18 protein-coding genes are annotated in these 23,590 nt (G+C 47.7%); 13 read left to right on the plus strand and 5 right to left on the minus strand.

The features are described from left to right. Positions 1–61: 61 nt before the first annotated feature. Positions 62–1,354, plus strand: a complete 1,293-nt coding sequence (locus AC27IB_RS18770; RefSeq protein WP_487122856.1) for an HlyC/CorC family transporter — start codon at positions 62–64, stop codon at positions 1,352–1,354. Here the strand turns inward: AC27IB_RS18770 and AC27IB_RS18775 are convergent. Continuing rightward, entirely contained in the window at positions 1,344–1,520 is a 177-nt protein-coding gene (locus AC27IB_RS18775; protein ID WP_164464666.1) for a hypothetical protein, read from the minus strand. The genes AC27IB_RS18770 and AC27IB_RS18775 overlap by 11 nt on opposite strands. 139 nt (positions 1,521–1,659) lie before the next feature. Continuing rightward, positions 1,660–2,172 carry a phosphohistidine phosphatase SixA gene (gene sixA, locus AC27IB_RS18780; protein WP_296049007.1) on the minus strand — a complete coding sequence of 171 codons (513 nt, stop codon included), beginning with the start codon at positions 2,170–2,172 and terminating at the stop codon, positions 1,660–1,662. A gap of 156 nt (positions 2,173–2,328) precedes the next feature. Here sixA and AC27IB_RS18785 point away from each other — a divergent pair, with 156 nt between their 5' ends. The 3 genes from AC27IB_RS18785 to AC27IB_RS18795 all read left to right on the plus strand — a co-directional run bounded on the left by AC27IB_RS18785 (position 2,329) and on the right by AC27IB_RS18795 (position 10,426). Beyond that, positions 2,329–5,076 carry an insulinase family protein gene (locus AC27IB_RS18785; RefSeq protein ID WP_487122858.1) on the plus strand — a complete coding sequence of 916 codons (2,748 nt, stop codon included), beginning with the start codon at positions 2,329–2,331 and terminating at the stop codon, positions 5,074–5,076. A 183-nt stretch (positions 5,077–5,259) separates the two neighbouring features. Beyond that, complete coding sequence (locus AC27IB_RS18790; protein WP_296053103.1) at positions 5,260–9,765, plus strand: EAL domain-containing protein; 4,506 nt, start codon at positions 5,260–5,262, stop codon at positions 9,763–9,765. A gap of 505 nt (positions 9,766–10,270) precedes the next feature. After that, positions 10,271–10,426 carry a hypothetical protein gene (locus tag AC27IB_RS18795; RefSeq protein WP_296053100.1) on the plus strand — a complete coding sequence of 52 codons (156 nt, stop codon included), beginning with the start codon at positions 10,271–10,273 and terminating at the stop codon, positions 10,424–10,426. Between the two features lie 50 nt (positions 10,427–10,476). Here the strand turns inward: AC27IB_RS18795 and AC27IB_RS18800 are convergent, their stop codons facing one another. The 3 genes from AC27IB_RS18800 to fadI all read right to left on the minus strand — a co-directional run bounded on the left by AC27IB_RS18800 (position 10,477) and on the right by fadI (position 14,280). Next, positions 10,477–10,674 carry a hypothetical protein gene (locus AC27IB_RS18800; protein WP_123325152.1) on the minus strand — a complete coding sequence of 66 codons (198 nt, stop codon included), beginning with the start codon at positions 10,672–10,674 and terminating at the stop codon, positions 10,477–10,479. Between the two features lie 166 nt (positions 10,675–10,840). Then, on the minus strand, positions 10,841–12,970 hold the full coding sequence (fadJ, locus tag AC27IB_RS18805; RefSeq protein ID WP_487122861.1) for a fatty acid oxidation complex subunit alpha FadJ: 2,130 nt from the start codon (positions 12,968–12,970) through the stop codon (positions 10,841–10,843). Then, the gene (gene fadI, locus AC27IB_RS18810) at positions 12,970–14,280 is read right to left on the minus strand and encodes an acetyl-CoA C-acyltransferase FadI (protein WP_296048914.1); all 1,311 of its coding nucleotides are present in this window, start codon (positions 14,278–14,280) and stop codon (positions 12,970–12,972) included. The genes fadJ and fadI overlap by 1 nt, the downstream gene beginning before the upstream one ends. 343 nt (positions 14,281–14,623) lie before the next feature. Between fadI and AC27IB_RS18815 the strand changes: the two genes are divergently transcribed. The 9 genes from AC27IB_RS18815 (at position 14,624) to AC27IB_RS18855 (ending at position 23,362) form a co-directional block, all read left to right on the plus strand. Then, entirely contained in the window at positions 14,624–15,580 is a 957-nt protein-coding gene (locus tag AC27IB_RS18815) for an AAA family ATPase (RefSeq protein ID WP_296048912.1), read from the plus strand. Further along, positions 15,581–16,546 carry a DUF58 domain-containing protein gene (locus AC27IB_RS18820; protein ID WP_296048920.1) on the plus strand — a complete coding sequence of 322 codons (966 nt, stop codon included), beginning with the start codon at positions 15,581–15,583 and terminating at the stop codon, positions 16,544–16,546. Further along, positions 16,534–17,040, plus strand: a complete 507-nt coding sequence (locus tag AC27IB_RS18825; RefSeq protein WP_487122863.1) for a DUF4381 domain-containing protein — start codon at positions 16,534–16,536, stop codon at positions 17,038–17,040. Before AC27IB_RS18820 ends, AC27IB_RS18825 begins: the two co-directional genes overlap by 13 nt. Next, positions 17,033–18,046 (plus strand): vWA domain-containing protein, encoded by a 1,014-nt coding sequence (locus AC27IB_RS18830; protein ID WP_487122865.1) that lies wholly within the window; start codon positions 17,033–17,035, stop codon positions 18,044–18,046. The genes AC27IB_RS18825 and AC27IB_RS18830 overlap by 8 nt, the downstream gene beginning before the upstream one ends. Further along, positions 18,043–19,938, plus strand: coding sequence for a VWA domain-containing protein (locus tag AC27IB_RS18835; RefSeq protein WP_487122867.1), 1,896 nt, complete (start codon positions 18,043–18,045; stop codon positions 19,936–19,938). The genes AC27IB_RS18830 and AC27IB_RS18835 overlap by 4 nt, the downstream gene beginning before the upstream one ends. Further along, complete coding sequence (locus AC27IB_RS18840; RefSeq protein ID WP_487122869.1) at positions 19,938–21,611, plus strand: BatD family protein; 1,674 nt, start codon at positions 19,938–19,940, stop codon at positions 21,609–21,611. Before AC27IB_RS18835 ends, AC27IB_RS18840 begins: the two co-directional genes overlap by 1 nt. A 131-nt stretch (positions 21,612–21,742) precedes the next feature. Beyond that, positions 21,743–22,252 carry a sigma-70 family RNA polymerase sigma factor gene (locus AC27IB_RS18845; protein WP_296048904.1) on the plus strand — a complete coding sequence of 170 codons (510 nt, stop codon included), beginning with the start codon at positions 21,743–21,745 and terminating at the stop codon, positions 22,250–22,252. Next, the gene (locus AC27IB_RS18850) at positions 22,245–22,946 is read left to right on the plus strand and encodes a DUF3379 family protein (RefSeq protein ID WP_487122871.1); all 702 of its coding nucleotides are present in this window, start codon (positions 22,245–22,247) and stop codon (positions 22,944–22,946) included. The genes AC27IB_RS18845 and AC27IB_RS18850 overlap by 8 nt, the downstream gene beginning before the upstream one ends. Positions 22,947–23,167: 221 nt before the next feature. Further along, a complete protein-coding gene (locus AC27IB_RS18855) occupies positions 23,168–23,362 on the plus strand; it encodes a hypothetical protein (RefSeq protein WP_487122873.1) in 195 nt (64 codons plus the stop codon). Positions 23,363–23,590: the final 228 nt, after the last annotated feature.

The following is a 23,590-nucleotide window of genomic DNA, read 5'->3' on the forward strand; positions in this document are numbered from 1 at the left end:
CTTGAAACCATGTAGCCGACTGTCTACATTGGTGATTCTAATTAGTAAAGGGATTCCTTAGTTGGACGACATATCTACCAGTGCGCTGCTGATTGCACTGGGCATTTTGATTGCACTTTCAGCCTATTTTTCCAGTTCAGAAACTGGGATGATGTCTATCAACCGGTACCGCTTAAAGCACCTTCAGGGCGAAGGGCACCGCGGGGCTAACCGGGTTCAGAAACTCCTCGAACGGCCCGATCGCCTGATTGGCCTGATCCTGATTGGCAATAATCTGGTGAATATTGCCGCATCGGCCATTGCCACTATCATTTGTACCCGTTGGTTTGGTGAGTACTGGGCAGTGTTTGCAACCACTATTGGCCTGACCATCATCTTACTGATTTTTGCGGAAGTGACGCCGAAGACGCTGGCTGCGTTGTACCCTGAAAAAATTGCCTTTCCAAGCTCGTTGATCCTGGCACCGTTGCTGAAAGTGTTATACCCCTTTGTAGCGTTTATTAATGGCATTACCAACGGCATCCTGGCAATTTTAAGAATTCGTCCTCAGGACGGCGGCGGCGACTCCCTTAGCCGGGAAGAACTGCGCACGGTAGTCTATGAAGCCGGCACGATGATCCCTAAAAAACACCAGGACATGCTGGTTAGCATTCTGGATTTAGAAAACGTCACCGCAGAAGATATCATGGTGCCGCGCAGCGATATTGTCGCCATCGACATTAACGATGACTGGAAGATCATTCAGAAACAGCTAACCACGGCTCAACATACCCGCGTACTGTTGTACCGTGACAGCATTGATGACGCCGTGGGTTTTGTGCATGTACGCGATGCCCTGCGACTACTGTCAAAAGATCAGTTTACCAAAGCCTCTTTGCTCAGAGCGGTAAGGGAAATCTACTTCGCCCCGGAGTCCATTCCGCTGCACACCCTGATGTATCAGTTTCAGGCTGAAAAAGAACGGATTGCCCTGGTGGTTGATGAATACGGCGACATTCAGGGGCTGGTTACGCTGGAAGATATTCTGGAAGAAATTATTGGTGATTTCACCACCACTAATCTGCCCGACCACAGTAAAGAAGTGTCTATTCAGCAGGATGGCAGTGTTTTGGTGGATGGCAGTGCGAATATTCGTGAATTGAATAAAGAAATGGACTGGGCCTTCCCCACTGAAGGGCCAAAAACCCTGAATGGATTAATTCTGGAGTATCTGGAAGAAATTCCTGAAAACAACGTGAGCTTGCGTTTGGCCGGTTACCCCATCGAAATTATTGATATTAATGAAAATATGATTAAGACCGTCAGGGTGATGCCTGAATACTACCGCGAATACAAACCCGCCTCTAACGAGTAATTTTACGCTTGGCCAGGGCTTTCGCCTTGGCTGCCGCCACCTTGGCTGACAAATCGCTTAATTTTCCCATCAGTTGCGTCAGTTCTTCGTCTTCGTGCAGGTCAGCTTCCTCAACATGACGCTGAAGCGATTTACGCAACTGTTCGGGGATCGACTGGCCTGACATACTCTCTCAAATAATAGATTCACTACAGTGATCTTTATCGGAAAGCGGTGGGATTTCTAAAGCAAAATATTCGTAAAATACGCATTCGGATTTGCCGAAGATAACGCAGCCCCAGCGCCACATGACCGGGCCAGGTTACTTAGAGCCCCTGATAATGCTGGAGCAAAACCCCTTTACTGCGGCTAAGAGAATAACGCACTACGGCTACCGAACCGGTGGCGAATAATGACATTTTCGGCACATCACAGATTTCATCTAGAAAAAACGATACAAAGGGCATGTGACTGACCAACAAAAGAGGCTGGCCAGCATTATTTTTAATGCTTTGCCGGGCAAGCACGTCCAGGTAGTCATGCACCAGCTTGACGTTACCGTCGGGGGTAATGTCGGCACAGATTTCAAACTGGGTTGCCTGCAAAGTGCTTGCAACTTGTTGATAAGACTGGCGAGTACGCGTGTATGGACTGACCAGTGCAGTCGCTATTTGACTGTCCGCACAATAACTTTCTGCCAGCCAGTGGCTGGAAGCCTCTACTTCTGCGTTGCCAACAGCGGTAAGTCGCCGACTCTTGTCGTCGGTAACAAGTCCTTCGGCCTCACCATGGCGCATGATAAAAATTAAAATGTCGTCTTTGCTACTTTGACCTGACATAACATTGCTAATATGATGAGAATTGACAAGTGTACGATAACAAAGGTCGCGCCCCTCGCCTAGTACTATTGCAGTGACTTAGACTAAGGTGGGAGAACTCATCCATTGAGAAGGGCCGGAAGTATAATAAAAAGCGAATAAGCGAAGATAATCACATTGAATATTTCCCAGGACTTAAACAGTACTGAATCACTTGTTCTCGAAAATGGACTCCGGGTACTCGTTATTCACAAACCTGAAGTGGACACGTGTTGCGTGTCTGTCAGTTGTAAAGCTGGCCACTTCTTTGACCCTGCAGATTGCCCCGGATTGGCACATCTGCTGGAACACATGTTGTTTATGGGCAATGAAGTCAATCCTGAAGCCAATGGGATTAACGACGTTGTTGAGCAAGCTGGCGGGTCTATTAATGCCTGGACCGGCACCGAATTTGCGAACTATCACTTCCAGGCCCATGCCCAGGCTCTACCTCGTTTGCTACCGGCTTTTGCAGCCATGCTTGGCTCGCCGCATTTTAAGCAAGAACGTATTGCCGCCGAAATTCAATCGATAGATGCCGAATATCAGTACAAGCGAAAAGACGACTTGCGCCGGCTCTATCAAATACATAAAGAAACGGCCAACCCTGGCCATCCTTTTGCCAAGTTTTCCGTAGGCAACGAGCTGATTTTTAACCAGTTCCCGGTAAATACCCTGCAACAAATGCTAAGGGCATTTCACCACCAGTACTACTGCGCCAAAAACCTTACACTGTGCATTTACTCACCATTCAGTAGCAGTCAGCTGATGCCCTGGATTGAGGACTCATTTGGCCGTCTTAGTGCAGGGAGTGCTGCTGAGCTTACATTGCCACCACTCTACACACCGGCACAGCTTGGCACCCAAATTAACATTGAACCGTTGCAAGCCGCCAGGCGATTAATTGTGACTTTTGCCTTACCTGCCCTGCATTTGGATATTAGCAGTAAGCCTCTCGATTTCATTAGCCATGTACTGGGTGATGAGGCATCAGGCAGCCTGTTTGCTTACCTCAAAGCGAAAGGCTGGGCCAGTAACCTGATTGCAGGTTCCGGTATTGAAGGGCAGAACTTCAAAGACTTTAATATAAACCTGCAACTCACCGAGAGCGGGCTCGCACAGCAGAATGAAATTATTAACGCTGTTTTTTATGTCGTTGAACTCCTTAAGGAAGGCGCTGAAGAAGACTGGCGTTTGCAGGAGAAGGCCAAACTCAATCAGTTGGCCAGGCAATACGATGATTCTCATAAACCTTTGCAGGCCATTAGTGAACTGGCGGAATTGCATCAGTACTTTAATTGGCATGAGATTGCCGAAGCCTGCAGTTCTGAGACCCTAACAAAGCAGAGTTTGTGTGAAGCACTTGCCTATTTCACGCCGGCGAATATGCGTGTAAAAGTTATTGCTCAGGGTGTTCCTACTACGCAAAACTGCGCTTATTATGATGCTGCCTATGCGGTAGAGCCCTATTCTGAACAACAACTGGCAGCCTGGCAAAGCCCCACTCCAGTAAACGCTATTTTCATGCCGCCCCCCAACCCGTTTATTGGCGACAGTTACAGTTTATGTAAGAACGAAAGCAAGTTTGCTTTGCCTCAGCAGATTGTTACCAACAAAGGGTTCGATTTCTGGTTTTGTCAGGATCATATTTTTAATGTGCCAAAAGGGGATATCTTTGTCTCTTTTGACATTCCCTCTCTGGCCCAGAATATTCATCAGGTTGCCGCCAAACGTTTATGGCTGGCAGCTTTAAACGACTTTCTGCAAGGCCGTTTTTATCGTGCAGAGATTGCCGGGCTACATTATCGGATTTATGGTCATCAGGGCGGATTCAGTATTCACACCCGAGGGTTTAGCGCCCAGCAAGGGCAATTACTGAATCACCTTATTGACGCCATAAAAGGGTTTACCCCTGATCCGCAAACGTTTAAGCAGGTTCAGCTACTGCAGTGCCAGAGCTTACATAACACACTGTTAAACAAGCCCATAAACCGACTGTTTTCACGTTTGAGTGTACTCATCCAAAAAAACACCCATGCACCGGTGGAAATGCTGGATGCCGTGCAGCATTGTCAGTTCGATGACATTCGTCGATTACGCGACAGAGCGTTCGATTATTATCATGTAGACGGGCTGATCCACGGAAACTGGTCTTCTCAGGGCGCACAACGCATTGTTGACAGCGTACTGGCACAAACCGCCTCGGCCAAAGCTCCGCCACTGCCCCGCCCTGTTGCCAAGCTGCCAGTGAGTAAAACACTTTATCATGAGGTAGCCTGCGAGCATGATGATGCTGCGGTTGTCTTATATCTTCAGGCGCCCAGCAATGATATTCAGGACGTTGCTATGTGTATGGTGCTGGAGCAAATGTTAGCAGGCTCTTTCTTTACAACATTACGCACAGAGAAACAGCTTGGCTATATTGTGGGCACCGGTTATGTGCCACATAACCAGCATCCGGGCATCGCTTTTTACATTCAAAGCCCTAACAATGCGCCGCAGGTGCTGCTTGATCACATTTCTGCATTTTTACAACAACAAACCAGCGAAAAAGCATTTTACGAAGGTTACTGGCCTCATATTCAGCGTAACTTATTAAAACAGTTACAGGATGTTGATATCAACCAGTCCATGCGTTCGCAAAATATCTGGCAAAGTCTGGGCGCTGGCGACCCGCAACTCAATACCAACCAACGCATCGCGCAGGCCATCGAATCAATGCGCTTCAGCGACATTGAACGCTATGCCACAGATATGAACTTGAATCAGACATTCGGACAATTGGTTTTATTTGCGCCCGGTAAATTTAAAACCATGAACGTAACAAATGACGTCTGCATTCCAAATATCGCCGATTTTAAATCTAAAGTTGAATTTTACCTCTGAGTAAATATCACTCTCTTTTCCTGAACCGCCATCTCTGCCTGAACAAGAAATACACAGGCAGTGGTGGCATTCAAAAAAAACCTTGTAGAGACGCTGTTTATTGGGCATATTGGGTAGCGGATAGTAGGGAAGCTAGACACGATAAGAAGTAAAAAAAGATAAGGCATTCAATGCCAAAGGTGTATGGTGCGCTCAACCCACAGAACGACGTTTGCCCTGATAATTTCAGTGCTATTTCTATTTACCCGTGCAGTATTTGCTGCCACGGTGCTTACTGATATCAAATTCGCTGAGTACACCATCGAAGATGGCCTGCCTGAAGACACTATCATGTCAATCGTTGAGGACCCTCATGGCTACATATGGGTAGGTTCTATAGAAGGCGTTTTTCGTTATGATGGCTACCATTTTAAGGAATACAAACACTCTCCAAACGATCCAAACTCTATTCCACAAGGGTTTGCCAGAACGATGTTTATTTCGGAGCAGGGAGAGCTTTGGCTAGGCACCTATGAAGGATTAGCCAGATACAGGCCAGATACTGACGACTTTCAAGTTTACAACAGTGACAACTCATTGTTGCGCAATAATGAAATCTGGTCGATAGATGAAGAGACTTCTGGTGACATTATCGTAGCAGACACATCCAATATTTACCGAATAGACCAGAAAACAAAGACATTATCATTACTGGATGAACGCGTAGATTTTCCGGATGAAATTGAGGAAATTCGCAACGAGCCGACTCGTATTTGGATAGGCACTTTTGCGTCCGGCGCGTATATTTACGATAAGAAGCGTCGCCAGCTCTATTCTTTAAAGTCAGTAAACCCATGGGGAATTAACCTTCCAGAGACTGCAGTCTTTGATATTCAGGTAATCGATGGTTTGTATTGGATTGCAACCAATAGCGGTATCATTGTTTTAAATAACAGTGGCGAAATAGTTAAGCGCATAAATAAGGCTAATTACCCAAATTTAAAAAACGAAAATGTTCGAACCATCATTCAGAAATCAGAAGGCGTCATCTGGTTTGGCACTGAAGATGGGCTTGCAATTTATAATGAGGTCAAGGATAAACTTATAATCATTGATGCTGAGATGAAAAGTATCACCTATCTCGATAACCAATTTATCCGCCGAATATACAAAGACTCTTCCTCGTCAATATGGTTAGCAACTCTTGAGGGGCTTTACCGACATTCTTCTGGATCAAACCTTCTAAGATTATACCCGGTTGCTACTGCAGAAGAGGAAAGCGGCTCACCTAGAATTTGGGCGATAAAAGAAGATAGCGAGAATAACCTCTGGATGGCGACCCAAAGTGCGGGTCTGAATCGGCTAAATTTCCATGATGAAAGCCAGGCATCATTCCTGGGCGGCCGTGCCACCCAATTATGGGATTTAGCAATAGACAGTTATGACCAAATCTGGTTGGCAACCTCAAATGGCATAGAGTTGTATAAGAATCAAGATGATAATTTAAAAAAACTAAAGACTTTTCTACGAGATGAGTTTGTCGGTAACATTTACCACGATGGGGATAGGATTTGGGCTTGGACAGAATTGGATGGACTGATTTCAATTGAACCAGAACAACCCGGGACTGCCTCATCAGCTTCCTACGTAATGAAAACTCATAACCCATCATTGAAAAATTCGATGGCCTTTCCGTTGTTCACCGACCTAGACGGTATGCTCTGGTTGTCTGGAGACGGAAAAATAAAACTTTATAACCCTAAGAATGATGTCATCAACAATGTTATCGACTTCAATGTAAAAGGTTTAAACCCTCCCCCAAAGTTAATGGATGTTTATTTATGGGGTAACTATTACTGGCTTACTACCCATTCATCAGGTATTTACCAACTTGATAAAAACACTCTAAAAGTTGTAAGGCATCATTCTTTAAATGTCGATTCCAAAATCTTAGCTTCTGTAGGACTAAAAGATGCTATTTGGATAGCGACAGAGTCGAATGAAATTAAGCAGGTTTTGCTCCCTAACCTGGAAGTGGTTCTCACTCTTTCCAGTACAAAACTTGAACTAAACGACTACTCAGAAGGCGCCGTAACTAAAACCAAAGAGAATGCTTTGGTATTTGGTGGTAACCGGGGATTCCATTATTTCCATCCAGAGTCATTAACTTTCGATCAATTTACAGATATACCATCGCAAAAACCGCAATTAGTCTCCTTAAAGCTATTCGGTAAAGAACAATCTTTAAGACAACCTGGCTCCATTCTTGATAAACCCATCAATCTGAAAGACTCTTTGACGTTATCAATGAGTGACTCACGATTTAGTTTGGGATTTGCAGTGCTAAATGCGATTTCGCCATCCACAGTTAAGTACCGCTACCGTATGAATGGTCTGGATAAAACCTGGACAGAAGCAGGAAAAGAAAGACAGGCCCCCTATAATAACTTATCCTTTGGTGATTACAGGTTTGAAGTCCAGGCATTGGAAGACGGTAAAGCCTGGTCCCCCTCAAGAGAACTAAACCTGACCATTTTGCCACCGCCCTGGCTTCATCCTGCGGCTTTAATATTTTATGGCTTCTTTGCGGCAATTATTACTCTGTATGTAGTTCGTCAATACCACGTTCGTCGTCGTCAGCGAATTGCTGTTTCGGAGTCTGAAGAACGCTTAAAGCTCACGCTGTGGAGCAGCGGCGATGAATTATGGGACTGGGATGTTTATCGCGGCCAGGTCTATCGTTCCAACACCTGGGGCACCCTGGATTTCCCTCAGGACGACATTCGCACTAGCAGCGCTTACGATGCCAATATACACCCCCATGATTTGAAACGCGTGCAGGATGCCCTTAAGGAGCATTTGGAAGGTAAATCTGATTTTTATGAAATTGCCTACCGAACCAAAACCTTCACCAATACCTGGCTGTGGATTTTAGACCGCGGCAAGGTTGTTCAGCGTGATCACAATAATGAGCCCATCCGGATGACGGGCACCTTGAAAGATATTCAGCACCTGAAAGATGCCGAAGAACAGCTCAACCTGTTTAAGCGCTCTATCGAAAACATTTCTGAAGGCGTATTTATTACCGATACGAAGTTCCGCTTTATTTCGGTGAATAATGCCTATTGTACTTATACCGGTGAAACCCGGGATCAGGCATTAGCGACGTACCTGTATTTCCATCAGTACCCGGAAGCCTTTACCGAAGAGATTAAAAAAACCCTTAGATCCAGAGGTAACTGGAGCGGCGAAGTTGAAAGCAGCCGGGTAAATGGCGAACGCTATGAAATCGAACTAAATATAGATGCGGTGCACGACGATGACGGCCGTATTTCTCATTTTGTAGGCGTATTTTCAGACATTACATCCCGTAAGAGCACAGAAAAAGAGTTGTTGAAATTGGCTAATTCCGATCCGCTCACAGAATTACCTAACCGCTCATTCTTCCAGGCCAGCCATAGCAACCTGGTTCGCCGAGCTACCCCCCATGCCCTACTCTGCCTGGACATGGATAACTTTAAGAAGATTAACGACTCGCTGGGTCACCAGACCGGCGATATACTGATTAAACAAATTGCCAAGCGTATCCAGCGCATGACCGATAGCAATTCAACCTGCTATCGTCTCGGCGGTGATGAATTTAGTATTCTGATGGAAGATTTTTCAGACATACACACCATCACTCATTTTGCGCAAAGTATTCTCAACACGCTGTCACGCCCCTTTATCATCAACAAGCAAGAGTTTGTGCTGGGCGCCAGTATTGGTATCGCGTTATTCCCTGAAGACGGCTCTTCTCCGCAGGAGTTGCTGAAAAACGCCGACACTGCCATGTATTTTGCCAAGAATAATGGCGGGAACAGCTACCAGTTCTTCAGCGGCGAGATGAACCAAAACGCCGTAAGACAGTTACAAATTGAAAACTTAATTCGCCAGGGCATTAAAGACAATTTATTTACCGTTTACTATCAACCCAAGGTTGATATTACCACTGGTAAACTGGTGAGTATGGAAGCCCTGGTTCGCTTCGAACACCCGAATAAAGGGATCGTTAGCCCAGGGCAGTTTATTCCACTGGCAGAGCAAACCGGTCAGATTATTGAGATAGGTGAACAAGTTTTACGTAAAGCCTGTGAAGATACCAAGCGCTGGGTCAGCGAAGGGTTGTTCAGCGGCCGGGTGGCGGTAAATATCTCGGCAAAACAATTCGAACTGCCTGACCTTGATGATCGGATTGAAAGCGTGCTGCGTCAGGTAGGCTTATCTCCCCTACATCTGGAGTGTGAGATTACTGAAGGCACTCTGATGGAAAACCCGGAAGAAGGCCTCAGAATGATGCAGAGGCTGCGTGACCGTGGTATTCACCTGGCACTGGATGACTTCGGAACCGGTTATTCCTCTCTGGCTTACCTCAAGAAATTTCCGTTGAATACCTTAAAAATTGATAAAGCCTTTATCGATGATATCGCCAACAGCAATGTAGATCGCCACATGGCGGCGGCCATTATTAATATTGCCCACAATCTTGGCTTAAAGGTAGTTGCAGAGGGTGTGGAATATGAAGAGCAGTTAAATATTCTGCGCCGCTATGACTGTGAAATGCTACAAGGCTTTCTATACAGCAAGCCGCTCAATGCAGAACGGTTTGAGAAGCTTCTGCGCGAAAACAGCTTATTGCATAAAATCATTAATAAGGTCTCGCCCAATTAATCACCCGCGGCTTTCATAGCCGCAGGTAAGCTATCGTATTAACGCCCATCAGCAAGTCAGGCTATCAGCAAAGCAACCTGAAATTAACTCCTTCCCTAAGTAATAAATGACCTCCCCAGTGACTTAACTACTATTTAGTTAACAACCAGTGCTGTAGAACACTAATTCTCTTCCTGGCCTGAAAACCTGCAAATTAATTAACAAGTTATAATTATAAATACTCCTTATTTTTTTATTAAAAAGGCCATACCAAGCCTCTTTTAAACAATAAGAGGTATTTTTTTGACTCTTTTACCTTAAGTATTCCGAAAAGCGGCAGATAAATGCATAGAACGGCAATAATTTCCGGCAACGGAAAATTGACGCCGTACAAAAGGAAGCTGCAAACCATTGTTTTTAAAGGACTTTAAATGTTGGCATAGGGTTCGCATTACTAAGAATGACAATGAGGATTGTCAATCAGTTTTGTTTGTTTTGTATATAAGAATATAATGAGGAAAGAAAGATGTTGAAAGCATACGCAGTAGCCCTAGTACTTTCTACAACCGCACCTGTAGCAGCCGACAAGCAAGAAGGCGCACAGAAAGCTCCTGTACAGAAAAAAGAAGTCGCAACTGAAACCCAGTCTTACAAGCCAAAAACCGGCACTGTTCGTATTTAGACTTCTAACGAATTCTAAAAAAGGAGCTCAAGCTCCTTTTTTTATGCCTGTTACGCCTGTAAATAAGCGTTGTTAAAGCCGCAGTCTTTTCTCATTCGAACGTGGCGACTAATCGAAAACATCGGCCATACCAGCGGCCCCATCAATAAACCTACCAACGCCCACTGCTTTGCAGACAGTCCGGCTTTTGTCGCTTCGACAAAAAAATAGCAGCTACTGGCCAGACAAACTAAAATCACTGTCAACATATTGACACCCTTTTAATCTATAAGGTTTTTTTGATTTGCTGAAAAATCGTTCAACTTTTCAAACGGCCGCATAATACCTTTTTCGGGTAACAAAACCATCATTTATTTAGCTTATAATGAAAAAATCCGGCCTAAGCCGGATTTTTAACACATTAATAACAATCCATTAATAAAAGGACGTGTTTTCCGCTGCCATTTTTTCCAGCACGGCGGCCGGTTTAAATTTGCCATCCACCTTGTCTGCATAATAATTAAGGCGTTCTACTACTTTGCTTATACCGAGCTGGTCCATATAGCGGAAAGGTCCGCCAAGGAATGGCGGGAAGCCAATTCCAAAGATAGCCCCTATGTCGCCGTCGCGAGCGCAGCGGATAACGCCCTCATCAAGGCAACGGGCAGCTTCATTAAGCATCATCAGCACGCAACGTTCAGAAATTTCAGATTCGCTGCGACTTTTAGACGGTGACACACCAAGCAATGGATAAATACTTTCGTCCACTGCTTTGCCTGGTTTCTTACCGCTGTAATCGTAAAACCCTTTTTTATTCTTTTTCCCTTTGCGGTCATCAGCCAACACCTTATCGAACGCTGAAGGCGCGGTAAAACGCTCTCCAAAAGCATCCATAAGAATAGGAATGATTTTAGTACCTACGTCTATGCCTACTTCGTCTAGCAGTTTAACCGGCCCTACCGGAAAGCCAAAGTTCAGCAGCGCCTTATCAATGTGATCGATGGGCTCACCAGCCAGAATAAGACTGGCCGCCTCGTTCATATAAGGTGCCAGAATTCGGTTCACATAAAACCCTGCGCCATCCTTCACCACCACAGGCGTTTTACCTTGCTTTTTGGCAAACTCCACGGTAGTTGAAATCGTCTGGTCAGAGGTTTTCTCATGAGCAATCACCTCTGCCAGCGGCATTTTGTCTACCGGCGAGAAATAATGCAGACCAATCACATTTTCCGGACGAGCCGCTTCGGCCGCAATATCGCCAATAGGAATGGATGACGTATTAGAAGCAAAAATGGTTTCGGCTTTACAAGCCTGCTCCACATCTGCCACCATTTTGCGCTTCAGTCCAACATCTTCAAACACGGCTTCAACGATAATATCCGCGTCCTGCAAGCCAGAGTAATCCAGTGTACCGGTTAACAATGCCAGCTGTTTTTGCATTTCAGACTTGCGCATAAAGCGGCGTTTGACCTTTTTATTCAACAGGTCGTAACTGTACTTCATGGCATTGGCAATACCAGCGGGCTGGATATCTTTAATGCGTACAGGTACACCGGCCTTAGTGGCTGTAACATAGGCAATACCGCCGCCCATTAAGCCGCCACCAAGCACACCCACCTTGTTAACTTTCTCTGGTGGTACATCCGCCACGCCAGACTCTTTTTTCATAGCGGTGGTGGCAAAGAAGATTTGTCGTAGTTGTTTCGACTCTGGTGTCATCACCAATTGGCCAAAGGCCCTGGCTTCAGCTTCCAGACCCGCTTTAATACCTTTGTTAATGCCCACTGCCACCACATCAAGAATTTGCTGTGGTGCCGGGTAATTTCCGCGGGTTTTAGCCTGGGTTTGCTCACTGGCTTTCTTAAATACAATATTGCGCCCCGGCCCGGTTCCCTCAAGGAATTTATTCACCAGACCTTTGGGCTCAACTTTGCGTGATGGTTTCGACCTGGTCGCAAATTGAGAAGCCACTTCCACCAGCACAGAGCGAGGTACCACTTCATCCACAATGCCATATTTTTTGGCTTGTTTGGCTCGTACGGAGGCGCCTGTGAGCATCATTTTTATCGCTTGCTGAATGCCAGCCAGTTTCGGTAAACGTTGTGTACCACCACTGCCAGGCAACAGGCCGAGCTGTACTTCTGGCAGGCCCAGTTGCGTGGCCGAACTGTCGGTACAAACCCGGTAATGACAGGCCATCGCCAGTTCCAGACCACCGCCCAGCGCAGGCCCGTGAATGGCAGCTACAAATGTGGCTCGCATAGTTTCTATGCGATTGAAAATATCCTGCCCGCCTTTTGCCAGAGCCATGGCTTCATCAGCGGTAGAACAAGCATCAAGCATGGTAATATCGGCTCCAGCCACAAAGGAATTGTCCTTGCCGCTGACCAACACCACTCCTTTAATGCTACTGTCCTTTTCAATATCATCCAACAGTACCGTCATTTCGTCACCGAAAGCGGCTTTAAGTGTATTCATCGACTCACCGGGCACATCCATGGCCAGGATCGCAATACCGTTATCTTGCTTCGTCAGCGTAAAGGCGCTTTGAGGTTGTTCTGTCATTATGCTGTCTCCACAATCATTGCTGCACCTAGTCCACCCGCTGCGCAGGCGGTTAACAGGCCTGTTCCGCCGCCGCGGCGATTAAGTTCGTTAAGCATCTGGGTGATCATACGGGTTCCGGTGGCTGCAAATGGATGGCCATAAGCAATTGAACTGCCCATCACATTAAACTTATCCATATCAATCTCACCAGTGGCTTTACTGCGCCCCAGTTTCTCCTGCGCGAATTTATCACTGGCGAACATTTTAATATTTGCCAGCGTTTGAGCAGCAAAGGCTTCGTGCATTTCGATAAGAGTTAGATCGTCCAGCGTCATCCCCGCTTTATCCAGCGCCATTGGCGTTGCGTAGGAGGGCCCCATCAGCATATCTTCCCAAACGTCAATGGCGGCAAACGCGTAGCTCTTAATGTAACCAAGCGGAGTGTAACCAAGTGCTTTAGCTTTACTTTCGGTCATCATTAATACGGCTGACGCGCCGTCAGTCAACGGAGTGGCATTGGCTGCGGTTACCGAGCCATATTTTTTGTCGAATACCGGGCGTAGCTTAGCGTAACCTTCAATTTTAGAATCAAAGCGAATGTTATTGTCTTGCTCTAATGCCCCTTTGTACGGTTCGGCATAAGCTGTCATGACTTCATTAGCCAGCTTACCAGCCTGCCAGCTTTCGGCCGCAAGGCTATGCGAACGGTGGGCCAGCTCATCCTGCGCCTGGCGTGAAATTCCGTGGCTCTTGGCCATTTGTTCAGCGGTCTGGCCCATCGATAGACCCGTCGAATATTCAGCAACCGCTGGCGGAACCGGCAATAAATCCTTCAGGCCCAGTTTTTTGAGAACGGCCCATTTTTGCCCCAAAGTTTTGGTTTTCTGCAAATCAACCAGTGCTCTGCCCAGTTTTTTTGATACCCCAATAGGCGATACAGAGGTTGAGTCAGCGCCACCGGCTACACCTATTTCAATATTACCCGCCATCATCGACTCGGCAATGTTTACCGTAGACTGAAAACTGGTCGCACAGGCCCGGGAAACACTGTAGGCATCGGTGTGCACGTTCATGCCCGTTCCCAGAACAATTTCACGGGCAATGTTTGGCGCTTCGGGCATTTGAACCACCTGACCATACACCAGCTGTTCAACCAGCTTAGGGTCCACAGCATTGCGAACCAGCAACTCGTTTACCACCATCTTGCCTAAATCAACCGCCGGCACACCGTGAAAGTAGGTTGCCATTTTAGCAAACGGCGTTCTAAGGCCGGCAACAATTGCGATTCTGTCGCCATTGCGCGTTGTGACTGATTGTTGTTTAGCCATTCAATTCAACCTTTATTTGCGACCATCAAGTGGTCTGACCTGTAGTTAGTGGGCAGATTTTTACAAACTATTAAACAAATAGCAAATGTGCAGCGGAATATTTTGCAACATTTATTAACTTGAGGACTGACATCTCTTGAAACAAAATAAAGCGACCCTATTACAGATTGTTGATATAACAACAATTGGACAGGCAAAAAATGGCGTTCTGACCATTTTACCGGGAACCTTTCTGACCCTGAAAAGTCATATCGGTTCAGCGCCGGTACCGGCCACCGGGCATCGCGCATTTTTTACCCATTATTTTGCATTTTCAATAACATAAACAAGGTAAGATTTTCTTATGGCAGCTGAGCAGTTCAGACAGTTACACGCATACCTCGATTCACAGATTATTGGTCAGTCTCAACTTACGCTCAATATGTTAATCGCCCTGCTTGCCGATGGCCATTTGCTGGTTGAAGGCCCTCCAGGGCTGGCTAAAACCCGTGCGATTAACGCGCTGGCAAAAGGTATTGATGGCGATTTCCACCGGGTTCAGTTTACCCCGGACTTGCTGCCAGCCGATTTAACCGGCACCGATATTTATCGCCCTGAAACCGGCGAGTTTGTTTTTCAGCAAGGGCCGTTGTTTCATAATCTGGTGCTAGCCGATGAAATCAACCGTGCGCCAGCCAAAGTGCAATCCGCCTTGCTTGAGGCAATGGCTGAACATCAGATCACGGTGGGTAACAAAACCTATAAACTGCCGGAGTTGTTTTTGGTCATGGCAACCCAGAACCCGCTCGAGCAGGAGGGAACCTATCCGCTCCCTGAAGCGCAGCTGGACCGTTTCTTAATGCATCTGGAAATTGACTATCCGGATGCCGACACCGAACTACAGATCTTACAACTAACCCGTAATGAAGAGCTCAGTGCCCCCTCTGCAACGCCACCAAGCCTGAGTCAGGCCGATATATTTGCCGCACGCAAAGCGGCGCTGGCACTGCATATGGCCCCTGCTCTTGAGACGTATCTGGTGCAATTGATTATGGCCACCCGCCGTCCGGAAAACTATGCTCCGGAGCTGGCCGAGTGGATAGAGTTTGGCGCCAGTCCGCGAGCGACGATTGCGCTGGACCGCTGCGCCCGGGCGCATGCCTGGTTAGCCGGTCGCGACTTTGTTGGACCCGATGATATTCAGGCGGTATTTCATAATGCCCTGCGTCATCGCATCATTTTGTCTTATCAGGCAGAAGCTGAGGGGGTTAACAGTAATCAGGTGCTGGACAAAATTTTAAATCTGGTGGCCGTGCCTTAAATCATGACTACGCAATCACTATTAGCCCGATTGCAGTCAGACGGCATTCATTTAGGTGTCAAAGAGCTACTGCAATACCGACAGTTTGCCAACTTACTGGACTTAACGCCGCGGCGCACACCGCAGGCGCGTCTGGCAGGCAGTTATCTCACCAAACATAAAGGGCGAGGTATGGAGTTCGACGAAGCCCGGCATTATCAGCCCGGCGACGATATCCGTGCTATTGACTGGCGGGTAACGGCCCGTACCGGTAAAACCCACACCAAGGTTTATCGCGAAGAACGCGAGCGCCCCGTGTTTATTTTGTGTGATATGACTGCGTCTATGCAATTTGGTACCCAGTTGTTATTAAAGTCTGTGCAGGCTGCGCATTTAACAGCGTTATTAAGCTGGGCGGCAGCACAGCGTGGCGACAAAGTTGGTGCCTTGGTGTATTCAGATTTTCTGCATGCCGAATGCAAACCGCTGAGTCGAAAACGCGCGGTGTTATCAATCTGTCACGAATTGATGCGCTGTCAGAACCATGCCCGCAATCAATCTCAGTCACAGCCAGACACTAATATGGAAAGCGCCCTGGCCCGTTTGCGCCGCCTCGCTAAACCCGGCAGTCTGGTGTACGTGATCAGCGATTTCCTGCAGCTCGAAGAGCGAGCCCTGCAACATTTAATGCAAATTAGCCGACACTGTGAAGTGAGCGCACTGGCCATCACCGATCCGCTGGAGAGAGAGCTCCCGGTGACTAACCGGCTACAGCCGGTTAACGTAACCAACGGCGCTCAGCAGCAAACCTGGTTGCTGGGCGATCGCAGCCTGGCCAGTCACTATTCATCCAGTCAGCAAGCTCGCTGGCAGGCAGTGGAGTCACATCTAAAACAATGTAAAACCGCGTTAAACTTCATTGATGCCGGTTTGCCTCTGACCGAACAATTTGAACGCTTGCGGAGGTTATCTCAGTGGACCCGTTAGCACAGCTTAAAGATATTCATACCCCCCAAGGGGTGGACTGGTGGCCTTTGGCCTGGGGATGGTGGATACTGGCGCTACTTACCGTTGCACTGCTGTGCTACGCGGTTTACGCCTTGGTTCGTCATATCAGGTTTAATCGCGCTCGCCGCGAAGCCATTGCCTTGCATAAAACCCTTGAGGCCAATGAACAGTACCCGGCCAAAGCCAATCAGTTGCTCAAACGGGTCACCCTGCATTATTTTGACGCCGCGCATTCCGCCGCCGCTTTTGGCACCGCCTGGCAGAGCCTGTTACTGAACTGCCTGGCAGACAAACATCAACAAAAAGCCAAACCGGGGCTCGAGCTTTTATGCAACAGCACCTATCAGCCGACACCGCTAAAGGATGAGCAGTTAAGTGATATTCATCAGGCCGTGAGTACCTGGTTGCAACACGCCAGGTTAAAGCAGCCGCCACAGCCCCTTACTACCGGGGAGGTAAACGCCCATGTTTGAGTTTGCCTGGTGGTGGGTGCTATGCCTATTCCCCCTGCCCTGGATTATCCGGTTATTAAGCCGCCGAACCCAAAGTGTCGAAGTAGCACTGCGGGTTCCCACCTTGTTAAACAATTTGCCAGATACCCAGTCTTCGAAAAGCTCAACACTGGGGCTGCATCTGCTGGCTACCGTCATTTGGCTTTGCCTGGTTATAGCAGCAGCTCGCCCCCAATGGCTGGGTGAACCAGTCAGTATTCCCAGTGAAGGGCGGGAAATGATGCTGGCGGTAGACCTTTCCGGCAGTATGAAAATTGAAGATATGCTGGTAAATGGTCGCCAGGTTAACCGCTTAACCATGATCAAATCAGTGCTGCATGACTTTATTCAACGTCGGGTGGGTGATCGTCTGGGCCTGATACTTTTTGCCGATACCGCTTATTTACAGGCGCCTTTGACCTACGACAGAGAAACAGTAGCCACCTTACTCGATGAGGCTGTTATTGGCCTGGTTGGTGAACAAACCGCCATTGGTGATGCCATCGGCTTAGGGGTAAAACGTTTTGAGCTGAAAACCGACTCTAACCGGGTACTGATATTGCTCACTGATGGACAAAACACAGCGGGCAATATTTCACCCGAGCAGGCCAAGGAACTTGCAGTAGATGCCGGCGTAACGGTTTACACCATAGGTGTAGGCGCAGATGTGATGACAGTAAACAGTTTCTTTGGCAGCCGTCAGGTGAATCCTTCTCAGGAACTCGATGAAACCATGCTTACGGATATCGCCAAAGCCACCGGCGGACAGTATTTCCGCGCCCGGGATGCCGCCGAACTGGAACAAATTTATGCCATGCTCGACCAGCTCCAACCCATTGCCGGTGACGAACGCAAAATGCGCCCTCTCACGGCACTGTACTATTATCCGCTGGCGTTAGCTTTACTATTAAGTATTCTTCCGGTCGTTGGCCTGTTGCTCAGTCAACTTTGGCGCCGGATATTTGCCATGAGGGTTTCAGCCGAATGATGTCTCTTCCCGCTGACTTTCACTTTTTAAGACCGGAATGGTTTTATGCTCTGCTCCCGTTGCTGATAGCCGTTTGGATGATTAAACGCTGGCGCTCCAGAGCTACAGGCTGGCAAGGCGTCATTGCCGGCCACCTGTATCAGCATTTAATTACTGGCAAGCAACAATCCGTCACCTCGTTATTTGTGCCATTTTTAGCCTTAACCTGGCTGTTGGCCGTTATAGCGCTGGCCGGGCCTACCTGGGAGCGTATTCCACAACCGGTTTATCAGGTTAAAACCGGTCATGTACTGGTGATGGATATGTCGCTATCAATGCGCGCAACCGATATCTCTCCAGACCGGCTTTCCCGGGCTAAGTATAAAGCCATCGACCTGGTGAACCTGATTGATGAAGGCGATATGGGGCTGGTTGCTTACGCCGGAGACGCGTTTGTTATTAGCCCGTTAACCGAAGATGCCAATACCTTAAATGCCCTGCTGCCGGGTTTAAGCCCCGAAATTATGCCGGTGTCTGGCAGCGATCCGGTTCAGGGACTGCGCCTCGCTGCCACACTATTAACCAATGCTGGCTTTCAAAATGGTGTGCTTTACTGGATCACCGACGGGGTAGAAATTTCGCAAATGAAAGAACTGAGTGACTTTCTCTCCGAGACGCCGTTTAAGGTGAATATTCTCGGTGTTGGTACCGAAGAAGGTGCGCCCATTAAGCAACTAAATGGCGAGCTGCTCAAACGCAATAATGGCTCTATTGTGGTTCCCAGACTCAACGCCGGCGCGCTCCAGCAACTTAGCCGACAAGGTGGTGGCACCTTTGCAGAGTTAACACCGAATGATACTGATATTCGCCAGCTTTCGGCAACCGGTCGCTTTGACAACCGTGAAACACAAGACAATGATAATAACAACCAGGGTGACGAATGGCGTGAAGCCGGCCCCTATTTGCTGGTGTTATTACTGCCCATTGCGGCTTTCGCTTTTAAGCGTGGTTTGCTATTTGCCTTGTTAGTTTCGGTGACCCTCACTTTACCCACTCCGCCAGCCACTGCACAGACCCAAGCAGAGCCTCAGGCAGAGGCCACAGACAGTTCAGCAGCAGAATTACCCTGGTGGAAAAAGCCTTTCTTAAATGCCGACCAACAAGGGCTCGAAGCTTACAATGCTGCTCAGTACGAAGCTGCAAGCAGTAACTTTGATGATCCTGCCTGGCGAGGGGCTGCTCAGTATCGCGATGGCGACTATGCCGGTGCCGCACAAACTTACGCTCAACTTGATACTGCCGACGGTTATTACAATCAGGGCAACGCGCTGGCCAGAGCCGGTGAATTAGATGCCGCTATTGCCGCCTACGATAAAGCGCTGGAAAAACGCCCGGCTTTTCCTGATGCCAAAGAAAACAAAGCGCTTATTGAAAAGCTTAAGGAACAACAGGACCAGCAACAGCAAAATCAACAAGACCAAAATCAGCAGGATCAGTCTCAGCAAGACCAACAGGAGTCTGAACAGCAGGACGGTGAGTCTGACGAGGATCAACAAAACGCCGATCAACAAGACGGTCAAAATCAACAGAATTCACAGCAAAACTCTCAGCAAGAAGATCAACAAAATTCAGATCAGCAATCTGAACAGGATCCGCAGGATGGTGAGCAACAAGATGACGAGCAGGAAACGCAATCCCAGCAGCAAGAGGATGAGCAAAACGAGCAACCGTCTCAGGCTCAACAGGCACAGCAGGAACAAAGCGAACGGGATAAAGAAACCCAGCAACGCCTGAACAATTTATTGCGTCGGGTACCCGACGACCCCGCTTTCTTACTAAAACGAAAAATGCAACTGGAAGCCCAGAAGCGGCAGTATCGCCGCCCACCAGATTCAAACCGGAGTGATTGGTAATGCTTAAACAACGCCATTGGTCTTTATGGTTATTGTTACTGACTTTTGCAGCGCATGCTGAAGTAACCAGTGTCACCGCGACTGTCGATAAAAACCCGGTAATGCTGGATGAAGCCATAACCCTAACCGTCACCGCAGAAGGGGATGCCGAACGGGAAGCCTTCGACAGCTCGGTATTATTGAGCGATTTTGTTGTGGGGCGCACGTCAGTGAGTTCTCAAACCTCAATTATTAACTTCGATACCCGGCGTACTACAACGTGGAGCACTACCCTGTTTCCGCGCAAGGTAGGGACTTTTACCATCCCCGCATTTACCATTGAAGGGCAAAAAAGTGCGCCGGTAAATGTGAAGGTGATCCCGGTACAGCAAGGCGAGAATGCACCGGCCAGGGATTACTATGTAAGCACCGAAGTAAATAATGATTCGGTGTATTTACAGCAGCAACTGCGTTATACCGTAAAGCTCTATCTGTCGTCACAAATTGAGCGTGGGAGTCTGCAGGCACCAGACCTCGAAAATGCGCAAATACAACAACTTGGCGATGATAAACAGTATACCGAACTGGTTAATGGCCGTCGCTATCAGGTGGTGGAGCGTAATTTTGCGGTGCTACCGCAACAATCCGGAACATTTACCATTCGTGGTCCGGTGTTTTCCGGCGAAGTTATTGCCCCCAATACCAACCAGCGTTTTGGTTTTTTTAACCGCACTCAAACCATCAACCGTGTCGGTCCGGATGTGGAGGTTGAAGTAAAACCTATCCCTACTGAGGTCGACTATCATTGGTTACCCAGTGATTTTGTGCAGCTCGATGAAGAATGGCAAAGCGATACCTTTACTGTTGGTGATCCGGTTACCCGCACGCTGACACTCACTGCAGTGGGTGTAGTAGAGGAACAATTGCCGGAGATTGAGCAGATTTACCCACCCGACTTTAAGCTTTATCCGGATCAGGCCAATAGTGCCTCGGCGGAAAAAGACAACCGCCTTATTGTGCAACGCACCGAATCGGTTGCCATGATCCCTACCAAAGCCGGCAGCTATATCATTCCAGAAGTCAGGGTGCCTTGGTTTAACGTCTCCACCGGCAAAACCGAATATGCAAAACTGCCGAGCCGCACTGTAAATGTTGTGCCGGCTGCGGGACAATCATCCTCTGCGGCAAGCGCGCCGCCGATTCAACCAGAACAGTCAGTACCGGCTCCTGAGGAAAACGAACAATCGCCACCTCAACCGGCAACCACCGTGGCAGAGCAAAATGCATGGGACAACCTGCACACGCTGATGCTTGCGCTCTGGCTCCTCACTCTGATTGGCTGGTTAGCGACCTACTTTCAGTTTAAAAAACGTGGCCCGGCCAGCCGTTCAGGTTCGCAATCTTCCATAACGCAGCCCGCAGCGAAGAATGGAGACTTACAGCAAGTAGTTCGCCAGGGCGACATCAGTAAAATTCAGCCGGCCCTGAACCAGTGGTTAAGCCAATTTTCTGCCGCCAAACGCTGGCAGATATCACAGCAGATTAAACCTGAGATAGATGCCATGATGGCAGCCAGCTACGCCTCCCAGCCGGGCCAGTGGGATCCTGGCGCATTGCTGAATAAACTAAACAGCCTGCAAACCCGGCAGAGCGACGCCGGACAGGGTTTATCACCACTCTACCCGGCGAATTAAACGCCTTTAACACAAATGGCGATGAGTTTGGATAAATGGATAAATAAAGGAGCGTTTTAGCTCCTTTATTTTTTTTAAAAAATTTTATTCTTTTATGAAATTAATTTATTTAATCTCAGGTCTGGTTAATCATGAAAGAAAAAACGCTCCGCTACGAAGCTTTGGTACGTGCTCTTCACGGTGATATTTACCGCTATGCGTACTGGCTAACAAACGACAAGAGTACTGCCGAAGATATTGTGCAGGAGACTTTCCTGCGCGCCTGGCGGGCATTGGATAGTTTACAGGATGAAAAAGCCGCAAAGTCCTGGCTAATCACGATTCTGAGACGGGAGAACGCCCGACGCTTTGAACGTAAACAGTTTGACCTGGTCGATTTTGACGAAGTTTCTGTTTCCGGCAATGAGGATCAGGACAGTGATGCGGAGGTTCGTCAGGTCCGCAAGGCCATGGGTAAACTGGCCCCGGATTACCGGGAACCTTTAATGCTACAAATCATTTTTGGTTTTAGTGGCGATGAAATCGCCCAGCAACTGGAACTCAATAAAAATACCGTGATGACAAGGCTGTTCAGGGCCAGAGCGCAATTAAAAGATGTACTGACATCATCGTCGCAACAGAGAGGTTTACATAGTGGATGAATTAGAATTTCGCCGCCGAGTCTATACAAACCCAGCGGATAACGAGAAAGACTTGCTCGAAGCTGCTGCGCAAAATCCTGACAACGATGCATTTTGGCAGGACATTAAGCAACTTGATGAAAAATTAAAAACGGCAGCTCAGGTTCCCGTACCAGATGATTTGGCGAATCGGTTAATCCTTAAGCAGACTTTACGTGAGTTTAACCAGCAAAAACGCCGTAACCGTTGGTATATTGGCCTCGCGGCCAGTGTCGCATTCACCTTCGGAATCGCTCTGACCGCATGGCAACAACAGCATGTGCAGTTAGATCAGGCAGCGCTGGCCCATATGTATTATGCAGAAACCGAGCAACCCCATGGTAGCGCGGAAATTACGCCGCATTTGGTGAATGCTAAATTAGCCCAGTTTGGCGCTGAACTCGATCCATCTATTGGCCATATTGCCTCCGTCAATTACTGTGTGCTGGATGCAATAAGAAGTTTGCATTTGATCATCGAAACACCCGAAGGCCGAATGTCTGTGTTTCTGGTACCGGATCACGATAAGCCAATGACCAGTGACTTTGCTGACAGTGTGTATCAGGGCAGCAGTTACGCGCTTAATAAAACTAATATTCTGGTGGTGGGTGATAAAGGAACCAATATCCCGGCATTTAAAACAGAACTTAAGCAATATTTAAAATTTTCAGCTTAAACGACAACCTGTAATGTAAAACGCCGGGCAGGAGTTGCCCGGTTTGACCATCCACGCTATTCACCCATTCCTGTGAATCACAAAACTGTGCTGACGTTCAGTTCAGCTGAAATGCGATTAAAGCCAAAATAGGTTTAAGACACATAAACGCACTGAATACCAGGTGCACGTGCTCTATGAATATATGGCCAGGTAGCGCCCCGGATTAACTGGAGTCTGATATGCAACTCAGCAAAGAAATACTATTCGTTTTTATCAGCTTACAGTTAGGGGTAGCGATGATTATTACGGTGGAGCAAGTAGTCGGTGCCGAGGGGCAAATGATGATGATTGCGAAAAATTTTAGTGCGGGGGCAACTACAGCCGCCGTTTATCTCACTCTTAAATGGCTCGGCAGAACACGTCTACGCCCCTGATTTTTTTATGCCAGATCGCTATCGATCACAACTCATGTTGCTACCACAACCTTGTTGAACTTACAAACCTGAAAGAGCTTATCTTTATAAACGACTAACTTGCATTAATTCCTTCCATTCCTATTAGGGCTTTCAAGCCCTCGCCTTACCTATTGGCTGTCATCCTGTTATAGTGAACCAACACGAGATGCTTTAGGGGCAAAACGGCTTAGGCAGCGCTTCCCCATA

It is taken from the genome of Alteromonas sp. 4NH20-0104, from assembly GCF_057547795.1.

What these genes read in the sequence shown, in the direction of transcription:
- AC27IB_RS18775 (WP_164464666.1), bottom strand. Translation starts at nt 1,520, where the DNA reads ATGTCAGGCCAGTCGATCCCCGAACAGTTGCGTAAATCGCTTCAGCGT.
- sixA (WP_296049007.1), bottom strand. Translation starts at nt 2,172, where the DNA reads ATGTCAGGTCAAAGTAGCAAAGACGACATTTTAATTTTTATCATGCGC.
- AC27IB_RS18790 (WP_296053103.1), top strand. Translation starts at nt 5,260, where the DNA reads ATGGTGCGCTCAACCCACAGAACGACGTTTGCCCTGATAATTTCAGTG.
- AC27IB_RS18795 (WP_296053100.1), top strand. Translation starts at nt 10,271, where the DNA reads ATGTTGAAAGCATACGCAGTAGCCCTAGTACTTTCTACAACCGCACCT.
- AC27IB_RS18800 (WP_123325152.1), bottom strand. Translation starts at nt 10,674, where the DNA reads ATGTTGACAGTGATTTTAGTTTGTCTGGCCAGTAGCTGCTATTTTTTT.
- fadJ (WP_487122861.1), bottom strand. Translation starts at nt 12,970, where the DNA reads ATGACAGAACAACCTCAAAGCGCCTTTACGCTGACGAAGCAAGATAAC.
- fadI (WP_296048914.1), bottom strand. Translation starts at nt 14,280, where the DNA reads ATGGCTAAACAACAATCAGTCACAACGCGCAATGGCGACAGAATCGCA.
- AC27IB_RS18815 (WP_296048912.1), top strand. Translation starts at nt 14,624, where the DNA reads ATGGCAGCTGAGCAGTTCAGACAGTTACACGCATACCTCGATTCACAG.
- AC27IB_RS18830 (WP_487122865.1), top strand. Translation starts at nt 17,033, where the DNA reads ATGTTTGAGTTTGCCTGGTGGTGGGTGCTATGCCTATTCCCCCTGCCC.
- AC27IB_RS18835 (WP_487122867.1), top strand. Translation starts at nt 18,043, where the DNA reads ATGATGTCTCTTCCCGCTGACTTTCACTTTTTAAGACCGGAATGGTTT.
- AC27IB_RS18840 (WP_487122869.1), top strand. Translation starts at nt 19,938, where the DNA reads ATGCTTAAACAACGCCATTGGTCTTTATGGTTATTGTTACTGACTTTT.
- AC27IB_RS18845 (WP_296048904.1), top strand. Translation starts at nt 21,743, where the DNA reads ATGAAAGAAAAAACGCTCCGCTACGAAGCTTTGGTACGTGCTCTTCAC.
- AC27IB_RS18855 (WP_487122873.1), top strand. Translation starts at nt 23,168, where the DNA reads ATGCAACTCAGCAAAGAAATACTATTCGTTTTTATCAGCTTACAGTTA.